This window comes from Pseudomonas brassicacearum, from assembly GCF_000585995.1.
GTDB classification, from domain to species: domain Bacteria; phylum Pseudomonadota; class Gammaproteobacteria; order Pseudomonadales; family Pseudomonadaceae; genus Aquipseudomonas; species Aquipseudomonas brassicacearum_A.
In genome coordinates, this window is sequence record NZ_CP007410.1 from 5,332,291 (window position 1) to 5,351,492 (window position 19,202).

General features: G+C 61.5%; 10 protein-coding genes. 7 read left to right on the forward strand and 3 right to left on the reverse strand.

Annotation, left to right across the window (positions count from 1 at the left end; translation table 11 throughout):
• The first annotated feature begins 6 nt into the window (after window positions 1-6).
• Both CD58_RS22855 and CD58_RS22860 read left to right on the forward strand, forming a co-directional pair.
• Entirely contained in the window at window positions 7-3,315 is a 3,309-nt protein-coding gene (locus CD58_RS22855) for a toxin TcdB middle/N-terminal domain-containing protein (RefSeq protein ID WP_419178813.1), read from the forward strand.
• Window positions 3,312-6,110, forward strand: coding sequence for an RHS repeat domain-containing protein (locus CD58_RS22860; protein ID WP_025215268.1), 2,799 nt, complete (start codon window positions 3,312-3,314; stop codon window positions 6,108-6,110). The genes CD58_RS22855 and CD58_RS22860 overlap by 4 nt, the downstream gene beginning before the upstream one ends.
• Window positions 6,111-6,169: 59 nt before the next feature.
• Here CD58_RS22860 and CD58_RS22865 read toward each other — a convergent pair whose 3' ends face one another.
• A complete protein-coding gene (locus tag CD58_RS22865; protein ID WP_158482162.1) occupies window positions 6,170-9,019 on the reverse strand; it encodes an NEL-type E3 ubiquitin ligase domain-containing protein in 2,850 nt (949 codons plus the stop codon).
• Window positions 8,910-10,739 carry a dermonecrotic toxin domain-containing protein gene (locus CD58_RS22870; RefSeq protein ID WP_144238615.1) on the reverse strand — a complete coding sequence of 610 codons (1,830 nt, stop codon included), beginning with the start codon at window positions 10,737-10,739 and terminating at the stop codon, window positions 8,910-8,912. The genes CD58_RS22865 and CD58_RS22870 overlap by 110 nt, the downstream gene beginning before the upstream one ends.
• A gap of 252 nt (window positions 10,740-10,991) precedes the next feature.
• Between CD58_RS22870 and CD58_RS22875 the strand changes: the two genes are divergently transcribed.
• The 3 genes from CD58_RS22875 (at window position 10,992) to CD58_RS22885 (ending at window position 17,041) form a co-directional block, all read left to right on the forward strand.
• The gene (locus CD58_RS22875; protein ID WP_025215271.1) at window positions 10,992-13,730 is read left to right on the forward strand and encodes an RHS repeat-associated core domain-containing protein; all 2,739 of its coding nucleotides are present in this window, start codon (window positions 10,992-10,994) and stop codon (window positions 13,728-13,730) included.
• Window positions 13,731-13,932: 202 nt separating this feature from the next.
• Window positions 13,933-15,699: a sensor histidine kinase gene (locus CD58_RS22880; RefSeq protein ID WP_025215272.1), complete on the forward strand. Its 1,767-nt coding sequence runs from the start codon at window positions 13,933-13,935 to the stop codon at window positions 15,697-15,699.
• Window positions 15,692-17,041 carry a sigma-54-dependent transcriptional regulator gene (locus tag CD58_RS22885; RefSeq protein ID WP_025215273.1) on the forward strand — a complete coding sequence of 450 codons (1,350 nt, stop codon included), beginning with the start codon at window positions 15,692-15,694 and terminating at the stop codon, window positions 17,039-17,041. Before CD58_RS22880 ends, CD58_RS22885 begins: the two co-directional genes overlap by 8 nt.
• Before the next feature lie 110 nt (window positions 17,042-17,151).
• Here CD58_RS22885 and CD58_RS22890 read toward each other — a convergent pair whose 3' ends face one another.
• The gene (locus CD58_RS22890) at window positions 17,152-17,481 is read right to left on the reverse strand and encodes a hypothetical protein (RefSeq protein WP_144238616.1); all 330 of its coding nucleotides are present in this window, start codon (window positions 17,479-17,481) and stop codon (window positions 17,152-17,154) included.
• Between the two features lie 368 nt (window positions 17,482-17,849).
• On the opposite strand from CD58_RS22890, the gene CD58_RS22895 reads away from it, so the two are divergent.
• Both CD58_RS22895 and CD58_RS22900 read left to right on the forward strand, forming a co-directional pair.
• Window positions 17,850-18,563 (forward strand): fimbrial protein TcfA, encoded by a 714-nt coding sequence (locus CD58_RS22895; RefSeq protein WP_158482163.1) that lies wholly within the window; start codon window positions 17,850-17,852, stop codon window positions 18,561-18,563.
• A gap of 90 nt (window positions 18,564-18,653) precedes the next feature.
• Window positions 18,654-19,151: a CS1 type fimbrial major subunit gene (locus CD58_RS22900; protein WP_025215276.1), complete on the forward strand. Its 498-nt coding sequence runs from the start codon at window positions 18,654-18,656 to the stop codon at window positions 19,149-19,151.
• Window positions 19,152-19,202 lie beyond the last annotated feature (51 nt).

The following is a 19,202-nucleotide window of genomic DNA, read 5'->3' on the forward strand; positions in this document are numbered from 1 at the left end:
GAGACGATGCCGGCCATCGAGGACGGTCGACGCTATCAATGCGTCGACCTCTACGGCGAGGGTGTTCCGGGCTTTCTCTGCCGGTACACCGATGGCTGGTATTACCGCGAACCCGAGCGCGCCGAGGCCGGTGGCGACAAGATCGCCTACGGCCCGTGGTCACGCCTGGAGAATATCCCGGTCGCCAGCGACAACCCGGCGGTGCTGCAGGTGTTGACCGACCTGACCGGCAGCGGGCGGCTCAACTGGATCATTGCCCAGCCCGGCATGAACGGCTTCTACACCCTCAACCCGGACCGCAGTTGGTCAGGTTTCCAAAGTTTCCAGCGCTTCCCGACGGAGTTCCTGCACCCGGCCGCGCAACTGGGTGACCTGGCTGGCGACGGCTTGCGTTCCCTGGCCATGATCGGGCCCAAAAGCGTGCGGCTGTACGCCAATCTCCGTGAACAAGGATTCGCCCCTGGCGTGAATGTGCCCCACGAACCGGACAGCGACTTGCCTCTGTTCAGCGACGTGCGCAGCGAGCTGGTGATGTTCGGCAACCTACTGGGCAGCGACAGCACCGAGCTGTGTCGCATCCGCTTCGATGAGATCAAGTGCTGGCCGAGTTTGGGACATGGGCGTTTCGGCGAAGGATTTGTCATGAGCGCCCTGCCCTTTCGTTACGGTGAGTTCGACGCCGACCGGGTAAGGATCGCCGACCTGGACGGCTCCGGTGCCCCCGCGCTGATCTACCTCGACAGCGACGGCTTCGACATCTACCTCAACCGCGGTGGCAATGGTCTCGAGCAGACACCGATCCGGGTGCCCTGGCCCACCGGCGTGCGGTACGACAATGTGTGCCAGGTCACCCTGGCCGATCTGCAAGGACTGGGTTGCGCCAGCCTGATCCTGAGCACGCCCCACATGACCGATATCAACAAGCCCAGGCACTGGCGCTATGATTTCGTCGCGGCCCGCCCCTATCTTCTCAACGATACGAACAACAACATGGGCTGCAGCACCTTCCTCGCCTATCGCAGCAGCGCTCAATACTGGCTGGATGAAAAACAGCAACTCGTGGCCCAGGACAAACGCCCGGCGTGCTATCTGCCGCTGGCCCTGTCGCTGGTGGCGCGTCAACAGCAGCGGGACGAGATCACCGGCAATTGCCTGACCCAACGCTTCACTTATTTCGAAGGCGACTACGATGGTCGCCTGCGTGAGTTCCGTGGCTTCGGCCGGTTGTACCAGGTCGACAGCGAAGTCCCCGAAGACGAAACGCAAGAGGGCTTCACCGCACCGGTCCTGGTCAAGACCTGGTTCCATACCGGTCGCACCGTCGACCAGCCCCTGAAAGACTGTTTCGCAGGCGACACCGACGCGGTGCCGTTGGGGCCGACACTGCTGACCCGCTTCCATGAAGGCGACGAGGCCGACGAGATCATCACCCCCGACCCCGACACTGCTCGAGAAATGGCTTATGCCCTGGGCGGTCACGTATTGCGCAGTGAAACCCATCCCGCCGATCCGGACGGTCTCCCCAGGCCCTATACGATGACGCAACAGCGTTACCTGCTGCGCCACCCTCATCCACGTCATAAAAGCCTGCTGGTGCTGGAGCTGGAGACCCTCACCCATCAATACGACGGTTTCTCCAACGACCCACAAGGCCGGCACGACATCAACCTGAAATGGAACCTCTTCGGCCAGCTCATCCACGGGTTCGCCGTCCACTACGCCCGTCGTCTCACCGCCCTCGACGCCCCGCCTTTCGAAGATGAATTGGAAAACACCTGGTGGTGCGATGCACATGACGAACAGCAGCAGCTGTTTCATGTCATCGAGAAACGGGCCCAATACCTGCACCTGATCGACGACACCGGCTTGCGCCAGCGCCTGGGCCTGCCATGGCGCTCCAGGATCAATGGGCTGCAGCGTCCAAAAGGTGAACTGCCGCAGGGACTCAACCCCAGGCAGATAAGCTACGAAACTTTCCTCGAACACCAGGGCTCCGCGCAATGGCTCGCCGCTCGGCAACTGATCGCACTCCAGGAACAGAACTACCTGCTGGACGAGCACGACGATATTGCCTTCCAGGCCTTGCGCGGCCCGCTGGAAGTGGCCGAATTCGACAAACAGGCACTGGACGCCTATGACGCGGTGCCGCCACCTTTCGACATTCGCGAGCAACTCGAGACCATCGGCTACGCGCCCATGAAACTGTTCCTGCCGGAAGATCCCGACCAGGACGAGGCTGAAAATCTCTGGTCGAAAAAGATCGGGTTTGCGACCTACCGGTCTCTGGAAGGGTTCTTCCAGGTCAGTGCCTTGCAGGACACCCAAAGTCACGGTGTCACGACGGTCGAATATGACCCTTATCATCTGATGAGCACCGCCATCACCCTGCCGGACGGCTGCACGACCCGGGTGCAATACGATTACCACTCGCTGTTGGCGCGGCAGATCGTCGATGCCAACGACAATGTCCAACAAGCCCTGTACGGCCCTGGCGGGCTCCCATTGGGCGTCACGTTCCATGGCACCGAAAACGGCGTTCCGGCCGGCTTCGATGACATCGCCACGTACCGCCCCCCCGAAGACCTGACGCCAGGTCACGCCATCGCGTATCCGGAAGAAACCCTGGGCGACATCGCCAGCGCGGTACGCACCGATGTGCTCAGTTGGATGGGCTCGCTCGACGTCACGCTGGTACTGGCGACGCAGCGCAACGAGTGGATCCGCGAGCGTTACCTGCTGCCCGACGGCCATGTCCGTGCCTCAGGTCGCGCTCGTCTGGCGCAACTGAGGCACCGCACCGCTGCCGAGGAACTGCTTTGGGTACTGATCAATGCCGCGGCCCGTGAACCCGCCCACAGCGTGGTGCTGAGCGCCGACCGCTACCCGGACGATCCGTTGCGGCAGATCCGCATCGCCGTCAGCGCTGTCGATGGTTTCGGTCGAGCCCTGCAAACCAAGCAGCGGGTCGAAGCCGGCCAAGCCTTTGCCGTGGCCGAGGACGGCTCACTGATGCAACAGGACGGCAAGCCGCTCCAGCTTCTGGCGGAACAGCGTTGGCGGGTGAGCGAACGGGTCGAGTACGACAACAAGGGGTTGGTCACGCGGGTCTATCGGCCCTATTTTGCCGATGCCTGGCGCTACATCAACGACGCCTCGCTGCGCGTGCACGGCTACCACGACCAGCAGTTCTACGACCCGCCGGGACGCCTGATCAAGGTCATCAATGCCAAGGGGCACGAGGCTTGGCATGTCTATCATCCGTGGTACCAATGCGCCCACGATTACAACGACACCGAACCAGGGCCTGACGAATGAGCCAGGCCCATCGAAATACCCCCGTGCTGGCGGTGTTCGACGGACGAGCCGGGCCCGTGCGGCGAGTGGACTACTTGCGCGACGCGACCCACGATCAGGCCCAAAGGCTGGTCACGACCCAGACCTATGACGTTGCCGGCCGCATCATTGCCCAATGGGACCCTCGATTGCATGGCACGCCAACGGCCAATCTGCGCAGCGTCTACAGCCTGTCGGGCACACCGCTGTGCACGGACAATGTCGACGGTGGGCTGCGTCGCGAACTCTTCGGCGTGGCCGGGCAAAACCTGCGGCGCTGGGACGAACGCGGCAGCGAACAGCAAACCGACTACGACACACAGCTGCGCCCTACGCTCATCCGGGAGCGAAACCAGGGCCAGGCGTGGGCCAGCGTCGAATACCTGCGCTACGGCGAAAACTCGGCCAGCAGCGCCTTGCACAATCAATGCTCGCGCCTGGTGGAACACTACGACACGGCGGGGCGTGTATCGATTGTCGATTATTCAATGGTGGGCGCGCCCTTGCACCAGTGTCAGCGCTTTCTCGCCACTCTGGATTCGCCGCACTGGCCACAAGACGAGGCCGAGCGCGAGTCCATGCTTGAGCCCACCCACTACGACACACACTGGCGCTACAGCGCGATGATTGAAACCCTGGACCGCACGGATGCCAAGGGCCACACGCAACACATGCTTCTCGACATCGCCGGTCAGCTCAAGCGCAGCCACCTGCAATGGGCGGGCGGCTCGACTTCACAGATGATCGTTGACGCACTGCAGTACAGCGCAGACGGCAAACTCCAAAGGCAAACCGCCGGTAACGGCGTCACCACCTCTTACAGCCATGACCCCGCTGACGGGCGCCTGAGTGAACTCAAAGCCGTGAAGGGCGACGACGTTCATCAGCATTTCAGTTACCTGTACGACCCCGTGGGCAACGTGAGGTCCATCACCGATCACACCCACGTCACTCGCTACCACGCCAATCAGCGCATCGACGGCATTCGCACCTTCGCTTATGACAGCCTGTATCGCCTGGAAAGCGCCACGGGCCTGGAAGCATCGGGCGCAGGCACTCAACCTGAGTTGCCGGGGCTGATCCCTCCGGCGGACCTTTCGCTGCGCACGCCCTACACCCAGCATTACCACTATGACGTTGGCGGCAACCTGGAGAAACTGGTCCACAGCAGCGCGACCCCGGGACGGGCGCACACGTTGTGGCTGACCCTGGCTCCAAACAGCAATCGCTGCGTCAGCTGGCGCAAGGGGGAAACGTCTCCCGGCGATGATCTCGATTTCGATGAATCGGGCAATCAATTGTCCCTGCCGGCCGCCGGGCAATCTCTGGCCTGGAACGCGCGGAATCAATTGCAAAGCGTGACCCAGGTACACCGCCAGGACGCCGACGACGACGCCGAGCGTTATGCCTATGACGCCCAGGGCCGCCGCGCGCGCAAACGACAAAGTACCCAGGCGACATCCGTTACCCACGTACGCGAGGTGCGCTACTTACCCGGCCTGGAAATCCATACCCTGGACGACAGCGAAGAACTGCACGTCTGCGCTTTGCAAGGCATGGCTTTTAACGTGCGGGGACTTTATTGGGAAAAAGGCCGACCGGATGACATCGAGCAAGGCCAACTGCGCTACAGCCTTGACGATCATTTGGGTTCCCTGGTGAAGGAACTGGACCAGGACGCCAGGCTCATCAGCCACGAAGGTTATTACCCTTTCGGCGGCACCGCGTGGTGGGCCGCGGATTCACACGTGCAGGCCAGCTATAAAACCCTTCGTTACTCCGGCAAAGAGCGCGACGCCAGCGGACTTTATTACTACGGGTTTCGTTATTACGCCCCCTGGATGATGCGCTGGCTCAACCCGGACCCGGCCGGGCCGGTGGATGGGTTGAATCTGTATGCGATGGTGGGGAATAACCCGATGTCGTTCGTGGACCCTTCCGGGTTAAACGCAGAAGATGCTTTTTATGCAAACTTGAGCAGGAGAACAGAACAGATACTGCACGGGGCAGCGAAAAACCCTGTGCCTGCCAGAAAGGGTAAACCGCACGAGTATGCGGAAGTGGAAAAACGGCATTTTGAACAATATCCGGATGCCATATTCACCAGTGCCAACAAGAAAAAAATGGCGGCCCATGCCGGCGTCATGTTTCACACCGGTGACGCCGCCGACACCATCATGCTCATGAATGTATTCAACATGCCCCTGCCAGCCGGCGGGGTTGAGTCCGTTCCAGGCATTAGTATCCACAAGCCGCGAAATAAAGATCTGCCGAGGGAGAATCTCGCCGACCTTGGTGTACTCAGCATCGATTCAGATACATTTCTGAGTCATTTGGCCGAGGAATACATAACGCTCGTCAGGACAGCCGATATAAGAGTTTTCAAAGGCCAGAGCATGGATTTTACCGGCCTGAGCGGGGTGGAGTATGAAACGTCGTTGCCCCACCTGGTCAGAGATCTGGTCAAGCCTCACATAGAGCAAAGCGGCAACCTGATCCCCCAGGGGGCCGGGGCGCCGGGCTACCATGCGGAAGTTATTCAAGGAAACCTGATACAGCTGTTCCCGAACGTGAGAGGCAATCTTCAACATGTAAGGATTGCCACCCAGAAGCTGCAGAGCGTGGAGCGGGCCGAAGCCTTTCCCGCCTGTTACAACTGCGCCAACATCCTGGTAGAAAACTACAACGGCGGCGCTGGCTTCAACATCATCACGGGACGAACGAATGTCTCCCATGAAGCCTGGCGAAAAATGCTGGTTGAAGCCTACCCGAATTGACCATCATTGCCTGGGCCTGCCTGTCGGCACGACAACACGTATCGACAGGCAGCGTCCGATCATCCGTCGGGGTTCATTTCATGAAGGGCCAGCCGGGTCAGGCTCCTGAGCAACTCCTTGCGTGCAAAGGCCAACACGTTCATTTTCTGTTCGTATTCCTGCTGCGAAAGGGTTCCTGCCAGTTGCTCGTCAAGCAATGCTTCACCCTTCTGGCGATAGGTGGCGGAATTTTCTTCGAATGACGAGGCATGACGCGTCTTCAAATATCGGCGCCAGAACCGCTGCTCGATGAGATGATTGATCAGCCCGTCGCCGGACTCCTGCTCCAGGATCGACGCATAAGCTTGCGTTATCGCCGCATCGTCCACCCCGGATACCCCCCTGAACAACATGTCATTGGATTGCCACGGCAGCCCAAGTTTATGCGCCAACCCCGTTTGGAACGCCAGGTAGACCTCCACCTCATCGATAGTCCCGGTGATCTCACCGTCTTCATCCAGAGCGGTAAAGGTTTCCCCTGCCTGCAACCGCTTCAGGATCAGGTCACGGGCGATCTCATTGACCCGGTCCAGTCGGGACTTGCCCTTGGCCAAAGCCAACAGACTGGCCTGGATTCGGACCGGATCACCCGCTCGATACGCCTCATGGACCATGACCTTCACCCCCATCTCGTTGAATAGCTGTGCGCCGGCATCCGCACAGGAATCCGGATTGATCACCATGCGAAAGAGCTCCTCGCGCAAGGGCGTGTCCTGCGCCATTGCGTCCAGCATCCGCCAGACACGCGCCGTCAATGACGAACGAAACGTCTCGTCGACGTAATCGGCGCTTTGCGTCAACTGTTCCAGCACTTCGAAGAAACCCTGGGCACCGGGTTCGCGCTCAAGCTCATCCCAGGTACGTTGCCTGGCCGCTCGCAGCTCGGCCCCTTGGCCCTCCAGCCAGTACTGACTGGTTTCCTCGCCCTTGGGCGGATAGCTACGCATCGGGTCATAGCCAACCGAACGCAGGTAATCCTGAAACTGCCGCAGGCACTCGTCCGGCAACTCGTCACGACTCAAACGGGTACGGGCGATCAACCGGGCCTGCTCGGAACCTGGCGTCACATCCGGCATGCGAGCGATGGGGTTGCCTTGCAGATCCAGTTCGAATGTGCGTGGACGGCCGATCGTCAACAAACCCGGCGGCCAGTCAGTGGCCCCGGTGTTGTGCAGATCCAGCACGTTAAGCTCCGGCATGCGGCTGATGTCAGGCAGCAGAGTCAAGGCCGGGTTATGACTCAGTTTCAACACTTCAAGACGGCTCAGGCCGCCCAGGTCAGCGATGCTTTGGGGCGTGAGGCTCAATTGGTTATGCGCAAGGTCCAACACCTGTAGTCCCGCAAGATTTTCCTGTAGCCGAGGGAGCGTCACCAGCTCGTTATGACTCAAGTCCAGACGCTTGAGATGGGGAAAATAACCGAGAAACCCGGTGATATCGGTGCGCAATGCGCCGTTGCGCCATTGCACGGCGTTCACATGGGGAAAACTCACGTCCAGGCTGGGAAAGTCGTCAAGAAAGTCACTTGACCAGTGATGATTCAAATCCAGCGTATAACCCTCGGGCAACGTATCCACGGCAGCCCGCCAACATTGCTTGAGGGTCGAGGTCAGTTTTCCCTTGTGGTAGCGCTGGTCGATAGGAAGGGTATCGCCCCGCTCGATCGCCACCCACCTCTCCAGCGCCCTGCTCAGCCCCTCGAACTCCAACTCACGCCCCCTGAGGCTGGCCAGGGCCATTTGTTCGGAGCTGAACGAGCCAACAAACCCGGCGTAAGTCTGGGCCGATGCGGCGGGATACAGCGCCTTGAACCGCGCCTCCAGGTTCAACGCGCCCCCCGTGCCGAGCAGGCGCTCATCGAGCCGTTCATACCCTTGCCGACCACCCGTCAAACGCGTGACGATCGGTGGCTCCATCGTCGGCACAACAGCCGCGTCGCGCAGGATTTCGCGAAACGCGGGGCGATCCAGCGGTGCTCGCTTGATGGCCTGGCTCAACAATGGGCCTTGGCTGACGAGGTAGCCCAGCTCACGGCGCTCTGCCTCAGACAAGGCCTGCAGGATGTCGGTATAGAAATCATCGACACCGTGCACCGAGTTGCCCTGCTCGCCAAAAAGCTCGGCGGTCGCCTCCTCCTTGAATGCCAGGACTTTACGGGGCGATGCGGAGGTCGGCCCGATGCTGTCGAGTAACGGTCCCTCAAGCGCCCCGTCGCGGATCTCGATACGCACCTGCGCCGGCCATCCCGGCAATTGTGCCAGGCTATGCAGCGCCAACTGCCAGGTATCGGGGTTGCCCTTCGTGGGCAGGTACAACCCCTCGTAGGCCTGGACGATGCGCCATTCCTGCAGCGCCGCGAGGGCCGCCTGGCGCAGACGCAAGGGCAGGTGCCGTTGCTCGCTCATCTGCCGACGTTCCAGGCCCGTCGCGTCAACCAGCAGTTCGTCCACCACAGCGCCAGGCAGTTGTGGAAATTCGCCGCGCAGCAACTGAGCGTCGGCAGCCATGCCAACATCTGCCGCATCGCCATCGACCGGTTCGACGCCCTGTCGAATGTCCTGCGCGCTCTTGAAACGCTTGATCGTTTCGCTCAGCAATGCCCCGGGCCGCTCATGCTCGACATGCAGTTTGCGCAGGACATCCTCTTCGACCCCGCTGACGATACGGATCTGTTCCAGGGTCTCGTCCGAGAACGATTCGACGCGGTGCCCCAGGCGCCGCATCAGCTTTGTGCCTTGCCAGGTTTGTGGACGTTCGGCCTCATGGACCCAGGCGCCAGCATCGTTGTGGGCAAGCCTTGGGGCATAGGCATCGGCACGCGTGGGGTGCTGGATACGATACGGCCCCGGGCTGGGCGTTTGCTCGACCACGATTGCCGGCCGTCGAGCACCAGGACCTCGCGCCCCTGATGAACGTAAAGACCATTGGCCTGTGTCCGCGCCTGCGTGTCGAGCGCCAACGTTCGTTCGTACGGCGCGAGTCCGGATGCCATAAACGCGACTGCCCGGGGCGGGTTTCGACCACCCTCATCTGCTCGACAAAGGCAGAAGGCCGGGCAGACCGCACAGCCCCTACCACCTTCCCACCCACCGCGAAGGCCCCCAACAGCGCCATGTTTTCAGCCACCCCGAGCAAGTGCGCGGCCGCCTCGGCCCGGCGCCCCGCCGACCACGCGGCAATCCCTTCGAATGTCTCATCGAGCAATTGATAGACGGTGTAGGCCATCATCGCTTCACCGAGTATCGGCACAAAAGACACCGCCACAAAAGCGGCCATCTCCAACACGGTCTCGGCCACGTGCATGACGCTGTCCCAGCGAGCCCAGCGGGATTTGAGATCCTCATCCCCCGTTGGCACTGCCATTACCCGGGCGTCCTGGACGATCCGGTTGCGCCACTGTTCGAACCCATGGTTCCAGATATCGCCCGCCACCCGACGGCAGCTCATGCGCAGTTTGGGGGCTGGTACAGGTTTGCGCCGGGGCGCTGGCGAGGCGAAAGCCGTGGAGGGCTGACGTGGGTGGTGAACAGCCGGGCATCCAGCGCGGCAAAAAAAAAGCCCCGGCGCGACTGGGCAACGAAGCGACTGAAGAACCGCTGATAAGGGGGTCGAGCGCAATCGCCCGGTCAACGCCTCCAGGAAAGCAACCGTGGAGCGGTACTGCTTGACGGGATGCTCGGGGTCGTGGGGGATGTACACCAGGATTGGCGAGACCTGCCGGCTCCGGTCCAGGTCGGGGCCGATCATCACGATGCCCGTCAGCGGGGTGTCGAGCAGGGTCAGGTCATGGCAATACTGGGGGGTGCCACGCTCATCGACAGCGCGCTTGCCATCGGCCAGGTCGAGTAGCACTCGATAGGCATCCGGGCCAATATCGCCCTTGACCCGCGCTAACGCCGCTGCCGCGCGCAATGCATCCTTGTCGCTGTTTTGCACGCGGTCCTGCAGTGCCGAACCGGCGACGGGGTCGTTGGGCAGCAGAAACTTCTTCAGATAGGTTTGATACTGCCCACCGATGTCCAGCTCCCGACAAAGCGCCACGAAAACCGGTACGGTGAGCGTCTTGCCGAGGGGCAGGATATCGAATTGCCCGCTCGACGAGGGTCGGGTAATGAAGCGGGAGGCCTCGTCGAAGAAGCCTGGACGAGCCTCTTTCGCCTCGAAATTTTGCAGGGCGGCATCCAGCAGGGAAATCGTCCTGATTTTGTACGCCACGGACACGCCTTCGGGCCTGTAGAGCCTCAGGAAGGTTTCCCTGACATCCAATGTGATGTTGCAGCGTTTTTTCAACGCGGCAACCAACAACGGTTCGGCAAAGGTTTCGACCGACTGGAGCCGGTCGAGCATTTCTTCCAGTTTGTTGTGGGATTTCCAGCTCGCGCCCAGGGCCTCTTTCAAGGCGCGCCGATCCTCGGCGTTGGCTTGGGCGAGCCTGGGGGCTATCGGCCCGGCCGCCTGTATCAGCGCAGTACGTTGCTTCGATGAAAGACCCAGCACCCAGTCGGGCATCGAATCGGCGAGCCATTCATTGGGATTGGAAAGTAATGCGTGCATCGGTACCGTCGGCACCAACGTTCGTGTATTGAGCATGTATTCAAGTCATCCATGACAAGTGAAGCCGCTACGCTAAATGGGCATGGCCATCAGAACCAGTCGAAACCTGTTTCCAAACAAAACCCCACCCTTAGAAATTCCAGGCCCCGCCGCTAGCGCTGAACACCCCACCCGAGCCTGTCAGACCTGACAGGTTCCAGCCTGTTTTTTCGTTGTTATATTAAGGCACCCTCAGTGCCCAACGTCAGGCAACGATCAAAGCGCCGAACCCCTGGAGGCCATCGACCGATGAGTGCCGTCCATGCCCGTACTCCAAACGTCGTAGCCGTCGACGGCCGTGGCCTGCCAACACGGCAGGTTGCTTACTTGCGTAGCCAAGCCTGCGAGTCTGCCGTCGCACTGATAACCCGCCAGCGCCATAATGTTATCGGCCACCTCGTCGAGCAGTGGGATCCACGCCTTTTCGGCCACGGCCCCAAACCGAACCAGGCCACCCTTCACAACCTCGCGGGTCAGCCGCTGCATACCGACAGTGTCGATGCCGGATGGCGCCTGGTATTGCCGGGGCTGGCAGGTAAAACCTGGCAGCGTTGGGATGAACGCGGCAATCACTGGCGTATCGCCTATGACCCTCAATTGCGCCCGGTGGCCCTGGAGGAAAACGGCCAGGCCGACATCGATACTTTCACCTACGCCAACGCCACGGCCGATGCCGATCACAACCTGCGTGGGCAGTTGCTTGAGCAGGTCGATCCGTCGGGTACGTTGCACCTCGACAGTTATGGACTGCTCGGCCATCCGTTGCGCCAGACGCGTACCTTTCATGACGGCATGACCCTGACCAACCGTCGTACCCACGATCCGTTGGGCGCCGTCCTGGAGCAGACCGATGCCGGTGAACATCAGCGACAGTGGCGCTACGATCTGGCCGGACAGCTCAAGGGAATGCAGTTGCGACTGTTGGGACAAACTGACTGGCAGCCTGTGTTGCACGATGCCCAGTACAATGCCGCCGGTCAGATGATTGAACAGCGCGCCGGCAACGGCGTTGTCAGCGACTGGACTTACGACCTGGCCAACGCTCGCCTGCTCAGGCAACGCTCACGAAAAGACGAGATGACCGTTCTGGTGGATTTCGAGTATGCCCACGACCCGGTGGGCAACGTCACCCGGATCCTTGACCACACCTTCACCCCCACCCATTTCGCCAACCAGCGAGTCGATGGCCAGCGTGCCTTTGGCTACGACTCGCTCTATCGACTGTTCAGTGCCAGTGGTTACGACGATGGCCTGCCCTCGGACATCCCAGGCCTGCCCCAGCCAACCGATCCCAACAACCGGCTCAATTACCGACAGACCTATGAGTACGACATTGGCGGTAATTTGACCAAGCTCACCCATGTGCGCGAGGGCGCCAGCCATACCCGCCAAATGTACATCGACCCAAACAGCAATCGGGGTGTTCGATGGAAGCCTGGTGATCCCACCCCGTCATTCGGCACACTGTTCGACCGCCATGGCAATCTCCAGGCACTGCAACCTGGGCAAGCGCTGCAATGGAACGCTCGGGACCAAATGGCCTGTGCCACCCTGCTCGATCGCGAAGACGGCCCCAATGACGAAGAGCACTACCGCTACAGCCAAGGCATGCGGGTCTACAAGCGCCACGAAACCCATACCGCCACCCACAGCCATTTTCAGGATGTGCGTTATCTGCCGGGGCTTGAGATCCGCACCCAGGACAACGGCGAAGAACTGCACGTCTTAACCCTCGATGCCGGGTTCGCCAGTGTCCGTTGTTTGCACTGGGTGACGGGCAAACCGACAGGCATCGAGGCTGATCAATTGCGCTACAGCCTGGAAGATCACCTGGGCTCAAGTGTGATGGAGCTGGATCAACGAGCCCAACTAATCAGTCACGAAGGCTATTACCCGTTCGGCGCCACGGCGTGGATGACCGCGCGCTCGTCGGTGGAAGTCAGTTACAGGACGGTGCGGTATTCGGGCAAGGAAATGGACGCCAGCGGGCTTTATTACTATGGCGCACGGTATTACGCGCCGTGGCTGCAGCGTTGGATCGGCCCGGACCCGTTGGGAAATATCGACGGGCTGAATCGATATTCGATGGTGAGGAACAACCCGGTCAGTTTTGTCGATGAACAAGGCGCAATGACACGACCGCCACCATCGACACCGACAGAAACCGCCATTCAAATGAGCGCCTCATTGTCACGGACAAGCTCCACCGACAGCAACACAGCGGGCAGTACGGGCACACCCGCGCCACTGGATGACCCTGAAAACAATCCTCCCCCACTGCCATCCAAGCCTGATGAGACGTGGCGGGCATGGGCCAGGCGAATGGCGTTGGAAGCGGTCAACTCCAGAGTCGGGCTGGCGTTGCTTCCGGTCGGTACATCAAGCCCGGCCAATGCCGCAATTGTTTCGACAGTGCTTACCGCCGCAGCGCAACTGACGATCCACGCCACTTTGTTCAACCCCGGCTGGTCTCCGCCCGGCAGCTGGGATCCCTCCGGCGATGGTTCACTTCCGCCCGTGGAGGTGACGCAAGGCGCCAATCGCACGTTCGTCACGACCACCCTGGCCATCACCACCGCCGGGGCCGTGATCGGTGCCGCTCTAGGCCCGGTCGTGGGCGGCTATGTCGATGAACTCAGGGGGACGAAGGACAAGGCCGAGAAAAAAACGCAGGCCGGCAAGTGGATAGACACCATCGACAAGCTGATCGCCGATCATCGCACACAGGATGAAGTGTCAGAGAAAGCGCAGCGCTCGCTTCATGATCAAGTGCTGGAAGTCGAAGAGTTGATCGGCATTACCTGGCAGACCATGGGCATGCTTGAAAAAATCGCCAGGCTGCGGCCGGCAAGCCGCAGCGCGGGTGCTGCGTTGTTACGACAAGCCTCTGACGACTCTCAACGGTCCACTGTCAGCCATGTCATACAGAGGAACGCACCGGGCCGGACTCCAAAACGCAAATACAATCCTGTGGGGACGACTCGATAAATACCAAGAGCGGAGCCCGGTATATCCTTGTGGCGAGAAAATTATCTCTGTGGGATTGCGCATCAGCCCTCAGCGATGGATCAAGGCGCCGGTCTCAGGGCCGCGCCCCGGCCCAGCGGGTTAAAGCGCTCCCTCCTCCTTGTCGTTGCCCACGGTCGGCATGCTATGGTGCCCGCCCGACTTTCTACCGGTTTGCGCCAGCATGCTGTCGACTCCCCGTATCTTGCGTCTGTCGTTATATATCTTGCTGATCCTCGCTGGCGCCCTCGGCGCCGCTACCCTGGCCGTGCGTCACGCCGAACGCCAGGCCCTGGCGGAAGACGCCAACCGCGCCAATCAGCAGCTGGCGTTGTACGCCAACTCGCTGCATACCCTGATCGAACGCTACCGCGCCCTGCCCGCCGTGCTGGCGCTGGATCCGCAATTGCGCGCGGCGCTCAAGGGGCCGGTCAGTGCGGCGCAACAGGATGCGTTGAACCGCAAACTGGAACAGATCAACGGTGCCGCGCAATCGTCCACCTTGGAACTGCTCGACCACACCGGCCTGGCCGTGGCGGCCAGCAACTGGCGGCTGCCCAGCAGTTACGTCGGGCACAACTATGGCTTTCGTCCCTATTTCCTCCAGACCCGCACCCAGGGCACCGGGCGTTTCTATGCGGTGGGGGTGACCAGCGGCATCCCGGGGTACTTCCTCTCCAGCGCCGTGACCGGCGACAACGGCGAGTTCCTTGGCGCGATGGTGGTGAAGCTGGAGTTTCCCGAGCTTGAACGCGAATGGCGCCAGGGCAGCGACACCCTGTTGGTCAGCGATGCCAAAGGGATTATCTTCATCGCCAACCGACCCGGCTGGCGTTATCGGCACCTGCAGCCCCTGGCCGACAGCGACCGCGCCGAACTCAAGGCGACCCGCCAATACGACAAGCAGCCGCTGCAACCGTTAGCTTTTGAGCCCCTGCGGCACTTTGACGACAACAGTCGCCTGGCCCGGGTCGAAACCCCCGATGGCCCAGCGGATTACCTGTGGGAATCCCTGCCGCTGACCGCCGAAGGCTGGACGCTGCATTTGCTGCGCCGCCCGCAGATCGCCTTCGAAGACCGTCGCAATGCCGGGCTCGCCGCCGCCGGATCATGGCTGGCGCTGGTGTTCCTGCTGCTGTTTCTCAACCAGCGCTGGCGCCTGGCGAAACTGCGCCAGCGCAGCCGCGAAGAGCTTGAACGCTTGGTGGAAGAACGCACCCGCGATCTGCACACGGCTCAGGACGGCCTGGTGCAATCGGCCAAGCTGGCTGCTCTGGGGCAGATGTCGGCGGCCCTGGCCCATGAAATCAACCAGCCGCTGACCGCCCAACGCATGCAATTGGCAACGTTGCGCCTGCTGTTGGATCACGGTCGGGTCGAGGATGCCTACAAGGCCCTCAGACCGGTGGACGAGATGCTGACCCGCATGGCCGCCCTCACCGGCCACCTGAAAACCTTCGCCCGCAAAAGCCCCAGCGGCCTGCGCGAACGCCTGGACCTGGCGACGGTGGTGGACCAGGCGCTGCAACTGCTGGACACGCGCCTGCGGGACGAACAGGTCAGCACCGTGCTGCACCTGACTCGCCCGGCGTGGGTGCGCGGCGATGCGATCCGCCTCGAACAGGTGTTGATCAATCTGCTGCGCAACGCCCTCGACGCCATGCTCGACCAACCCCTCAAGCGCCTGGAAGTACGCCTGGAGGCTGATGACCAATTGTGGCGCCTGACCGTCAGTGACAGCGGCACCGGGATCGCCGAAGAACACTTGGCCCAGGTCTTCGACCCGTTCTTCACCACCAAGGCCGTGGGCGACGGACTGGGCTTGGGACTGGCGGTTTCGTTTGCGATCATTCATGAATCCGGCGGGCGGCTGACAGCGGACAACCATGAGAACGGCGCGGTGTTTTGCGTGACTTTGCCTATCGACCAGGAGGCGCACCTGCATGCTTAGCCACTCCACATTGAAAAAGGTCATCCTCGTCGACGACGAAGTCAGCATCCGCAGCGCCGTCGAGCAATGGTTGAGCCTGTCGGGGTTTGACGTGCAGTTGTTCAGCCGCGCCGAAGAATGCCTGGCGCAATTGCCGGGGCATTTTCCCGGGGTGATTCTCAGCGACGTGCGCATGCCCGGGCTCAGTGGCCTGGAGCTGCTGGCCGAAGTACGGCGGCGCGACCCGGACCTGCCGGTGATTCTATTGACCGGCCATGGCGACGTGCCGATGGCTGTGGAAGCCATGCGCGATGGCGCCTACGACTTCCTGGAGAAACCCTTCAGCCCTGAAGCCCTGCTGGGCAGCCTGCGTCGGGCCCTGGACAAGCGCACGCTGGTGCTGGAGAACCGTCGCTTGCATGAGCAGGCCGACGCCAAGGCCCGGCTCGACGGGACGTTGCTGGGGGTTTCACGGGCGCTGCAAAACCTGCGGCGTCAGGTGCTGGATCTGGCGACCCTGCCGGTCAATGTGTTGATCCGTGGCGAAACCGGCAGCGGCAAGGAGCTGGTCGCCCGTTGCCTGCACGACTTCGGCCCGAGGGCGAACAAACCCTTCGTCGCGTTGAACTGCGCGGCCATCCCCGAATCGCTGTTCGAGGCTGAACTGTTCGGCCATGAAAGCGGCGCCTTCACCGGCGCCCAGGGCAAGCGCATCGGCAAGCTCGAATACGCCAACGGCGGCACGCTGTTCCTCGATGAAATCGAGAGCATGCCCCTGGCCCAACAGGTCAAGTTGCTGCGGGTTTTGCAGGAACAGAAGCTCGAACGCCTGGGCTCCAACCAGAGCATTGACGTGGACCTGCGCATCATCGCCGCGACCAAGCCCGATCTGCTGGATGAAGCCCGGGCCGGGCGTTTTCGCGAAGACCTGGCTTATCGCCTGAACGTCGCCGAGCTGCGCCTGCCGCCACTGCGTGAACGGCGCGAAGACATTCCCCTGCTATTCGAGCATTTCACCCACAGCGCCGCCGAACGCCTGGGCCGCGCCGCCGCCCCCCTGAGCGGCCCGCAATTGAGCCATCTGCTCAGCCACGACTGGCCAGGCAACGTGCGTGAACTGGCCAATGTCGCCGAGCGCCAGGTGCTGGGGCTCGATCAACCACAGGCCCTGGAGACCGAGCCCGGCCAGTCCCTCGCCGCCCAACAGGAAGCCTTCGAAGCCCAATGCCTGCGCGCCGCCCTGACGCGGCACAAAGGCGATGTGAAAGCGGTGCTCGAAGAACTGCAACTGCCGCGTCGCACCTTCAATGAAAAGATGCAGCGGCATGGGTTGAGTCGGGAGATGTTTTTGTCGGGGGGCTGAATGTTCTGCGCCTGTACCGGCCTCTTCGCGACCGAGATCGCACCCACAGGGGGCTATGTGTACATAGGTCAGGATGTGCGAGCCTGCTCGCGATGAGGCCAGTCACCTGGCTAGCCCGAGATCAACCCGGCGAGCAGTCGTTTCTTACCGGCCACGTCCAGGGCGCGGTATCCCTCCAATAGCATTTCCTCATCAGGCGCCAATAACGATTTCGCGGTTTGAGCGCGTTCGCCGATCAGGACGTATTGCGCATCCACGCCGATCACCGCCAGTTTCGCCACCAGATCGGCCGGGCATTTCTGCCGCCCGGACACCACTTCCTTCAAGCGCTGCGGGCTGGATTCCCCAGCGGCCCGAGATGCTGCGGCCAATGACAAACCGCAACGATCAATCTCTTCGCGCAGGCGCACGTGGATATAACCCACCAAATCTATTGACATGGTGTAAATATCCCACCAAAATAATTCGGACAAACAACACTCATCTTTGCCTCACAGGAATCCACCATGCCCGTGCCGGTGCCGTGCGTCCGAGAAGTCACCTCATTGACGGCAGCCAGTGCGTTCAGGTGCGTTGGGTCTGAATCTACTTTGGAAATTTCCTACATGAAATAGGGATGCATCTGTAGCACAAAAGGAAGTAACACAAATATAGCTCGCCCCCAGGACGAGAGATTTCTCTTCTCCGTCACGGGTCCGGGGTCGAGGGCGAGATCCTTCATCAAGCGTACTGAAAACCTTGATGTTTTCTCACTTACTTGAGGTCAGACATGCATTTGTATCAAACATTTACCATTCGATGGACTGTCTTGAGCAAGCTGGCATTCCTGACGCTGGTGCTCGGCTTGTCGATGCCGGCGGCCGCCAACATGGTGGTTTACCCGATGACCAGCACCATCGGTGCCGAGCAGGATGGTATCGGCCAGATCCAACTGCACTCCAAATCGGACAAGGTGCAGTACATCAAGGTCAGCGTGACCCGGATCCAGCGCCCCGGCACGCCGGACGAGCATGAAAGCCCGCTGTCTCCCGCCGATAGCCAGGGCATCGTCGTATCGCCGCAACGCACCGTACTCGCCCCCGGCGCCAGTCGTACGGTGCGTATTATCGCGCAGGCGATCCCCACCGAGGAAACCGTCTACCGCGTTTATTTCGAGCCGGTGGCCGCGCCGGACCTGGAAGATGAAAATTTTTCCGACCAAGGCGTACAGCCGAGGATCGGGGTCAACCTGATCTGGGGCGCGCTGGTGCGCCTGCTGCCCGACGAACGCCGTACCAGCATCAGCCTGCAACAGAACGGCGGCGCCTTGCGCAACGACGGCACCCTGCGCGTCGGCGTCTTGCAAGTCGGCCGCTGCGCCGACACCAAGGGCGAGAAGGACTGCATCTGGAACGACGTCAATCGCAGCCTGTATCCCGGCAGCACGCTTCCCGTCTCGCCACCCGGCGTAAACGGCAACGTGCTGATGCGCTTCGTGACCAGTGACGACAAGCAGCCCCGCACCCTGGCCGTGCTGCCTTAAAGCCCCAACCTCCAAACCCTTTTTAATCCTGAGCTACGTGCCTTGCACGTGGTCCGGCCCTGTTCATCCATAGCAAAGAGGCAACACCCCATGAAACTGCTCCAAATCGCTCCATTGGCACTGGCTGCCCTGGTTTCACTGCCCGCCCTGGCGGTGGAAAAAAGCATCCTGGTCTACGCCGATGTCGATCCGACGATCGAACTGCTCCAGTCCGATGGCAGCCCGCTGCCGGCTTCCATGGAGATGGCCTACCTGCCGGGCGCCGGTCTGCAACCTACCCGTCTGGGCACGCGGATCTTCAGCAATGACACCGATAAGGACATGACCCTGCGGCTGATCACCAACCCGGTGCTGGCCAACATGACCAATCCCGCGGCCACCGGCGTGCCCCTGTCCGTCAGTTTCGGCGGACGGGCGCTGAACACCACCGGTGTCTCCCTGTCGGCCGCCGACCTGTTCCCGGGTGGCGACCCGAGCAGCGGCTCGATCGAGCAGTTGCTGGATATCCGCCAGACCACCGTCGGCGCCATCGCGAACGCCGGCCGCTACGAAGGCATCGTCAGCCTGGTCCTGACCCAGCAGCCGTAACGACCACCGGTCCTCCCCGGAGGGGGGGTACGGCACCGTCGTACCTCCCCT

Coding starts and splice junctions, on each gene's coding strand:
- CD58_RS22880 (WP_025215272.1), top strand. CDS start 13,933: ATGCTGTCGACTCCCCGTATCTTGCGTCTGTCGTTATATATCTTGCTG.
- CD58_RS22860 (WP_025215268.1), top strand. CDS start 3,312: ATGAGCCAGGCCCATCGAAATACCCCCGTGCTGGCGGTGTTCGACGGA.
- CD58_RS22890 (WP_144238616.1), bottom strand. CDS start 17,481: ATGTCAATAGATTTGGTGGGTTATATCCACGTGCGCCTGCGCGAAGAG.
- CD58_RS22900 (WP_025215276.1), top strand. CDS start 18,654: ATGAAACTGCTCCAAATCGCTCCATTGGCACTGGCTGCCCTGGTTTCA.
- CD58_RS22885 (WP_025215273.1), top strand. CDS start 15,692: ATGCTTAGCCACTCCACATTGAAAAAGGTCATCCTCGTCGACGACGAA.
- CD58_RS22870 (WP_144238615.1), bottom strand. CDS start 10,739: ATGCTCAATACACGAACGTTGGTGCCGACGGTACCGATGCACGCATTA.
- CD58_RS22855 (WP_419178813.1), top strand. CDS start 7: ATGCCGGCCATCGAGGACGGTCGACGCTATCAATGCGTCGACCTCTAC.
- CD58_RS22875 (WP_025215271.1), top strand. CDS start 10,992: ATGAGTGCCGTCCATGCCCGTACTCCAAACGTCGTAGCCGTCGACGGC.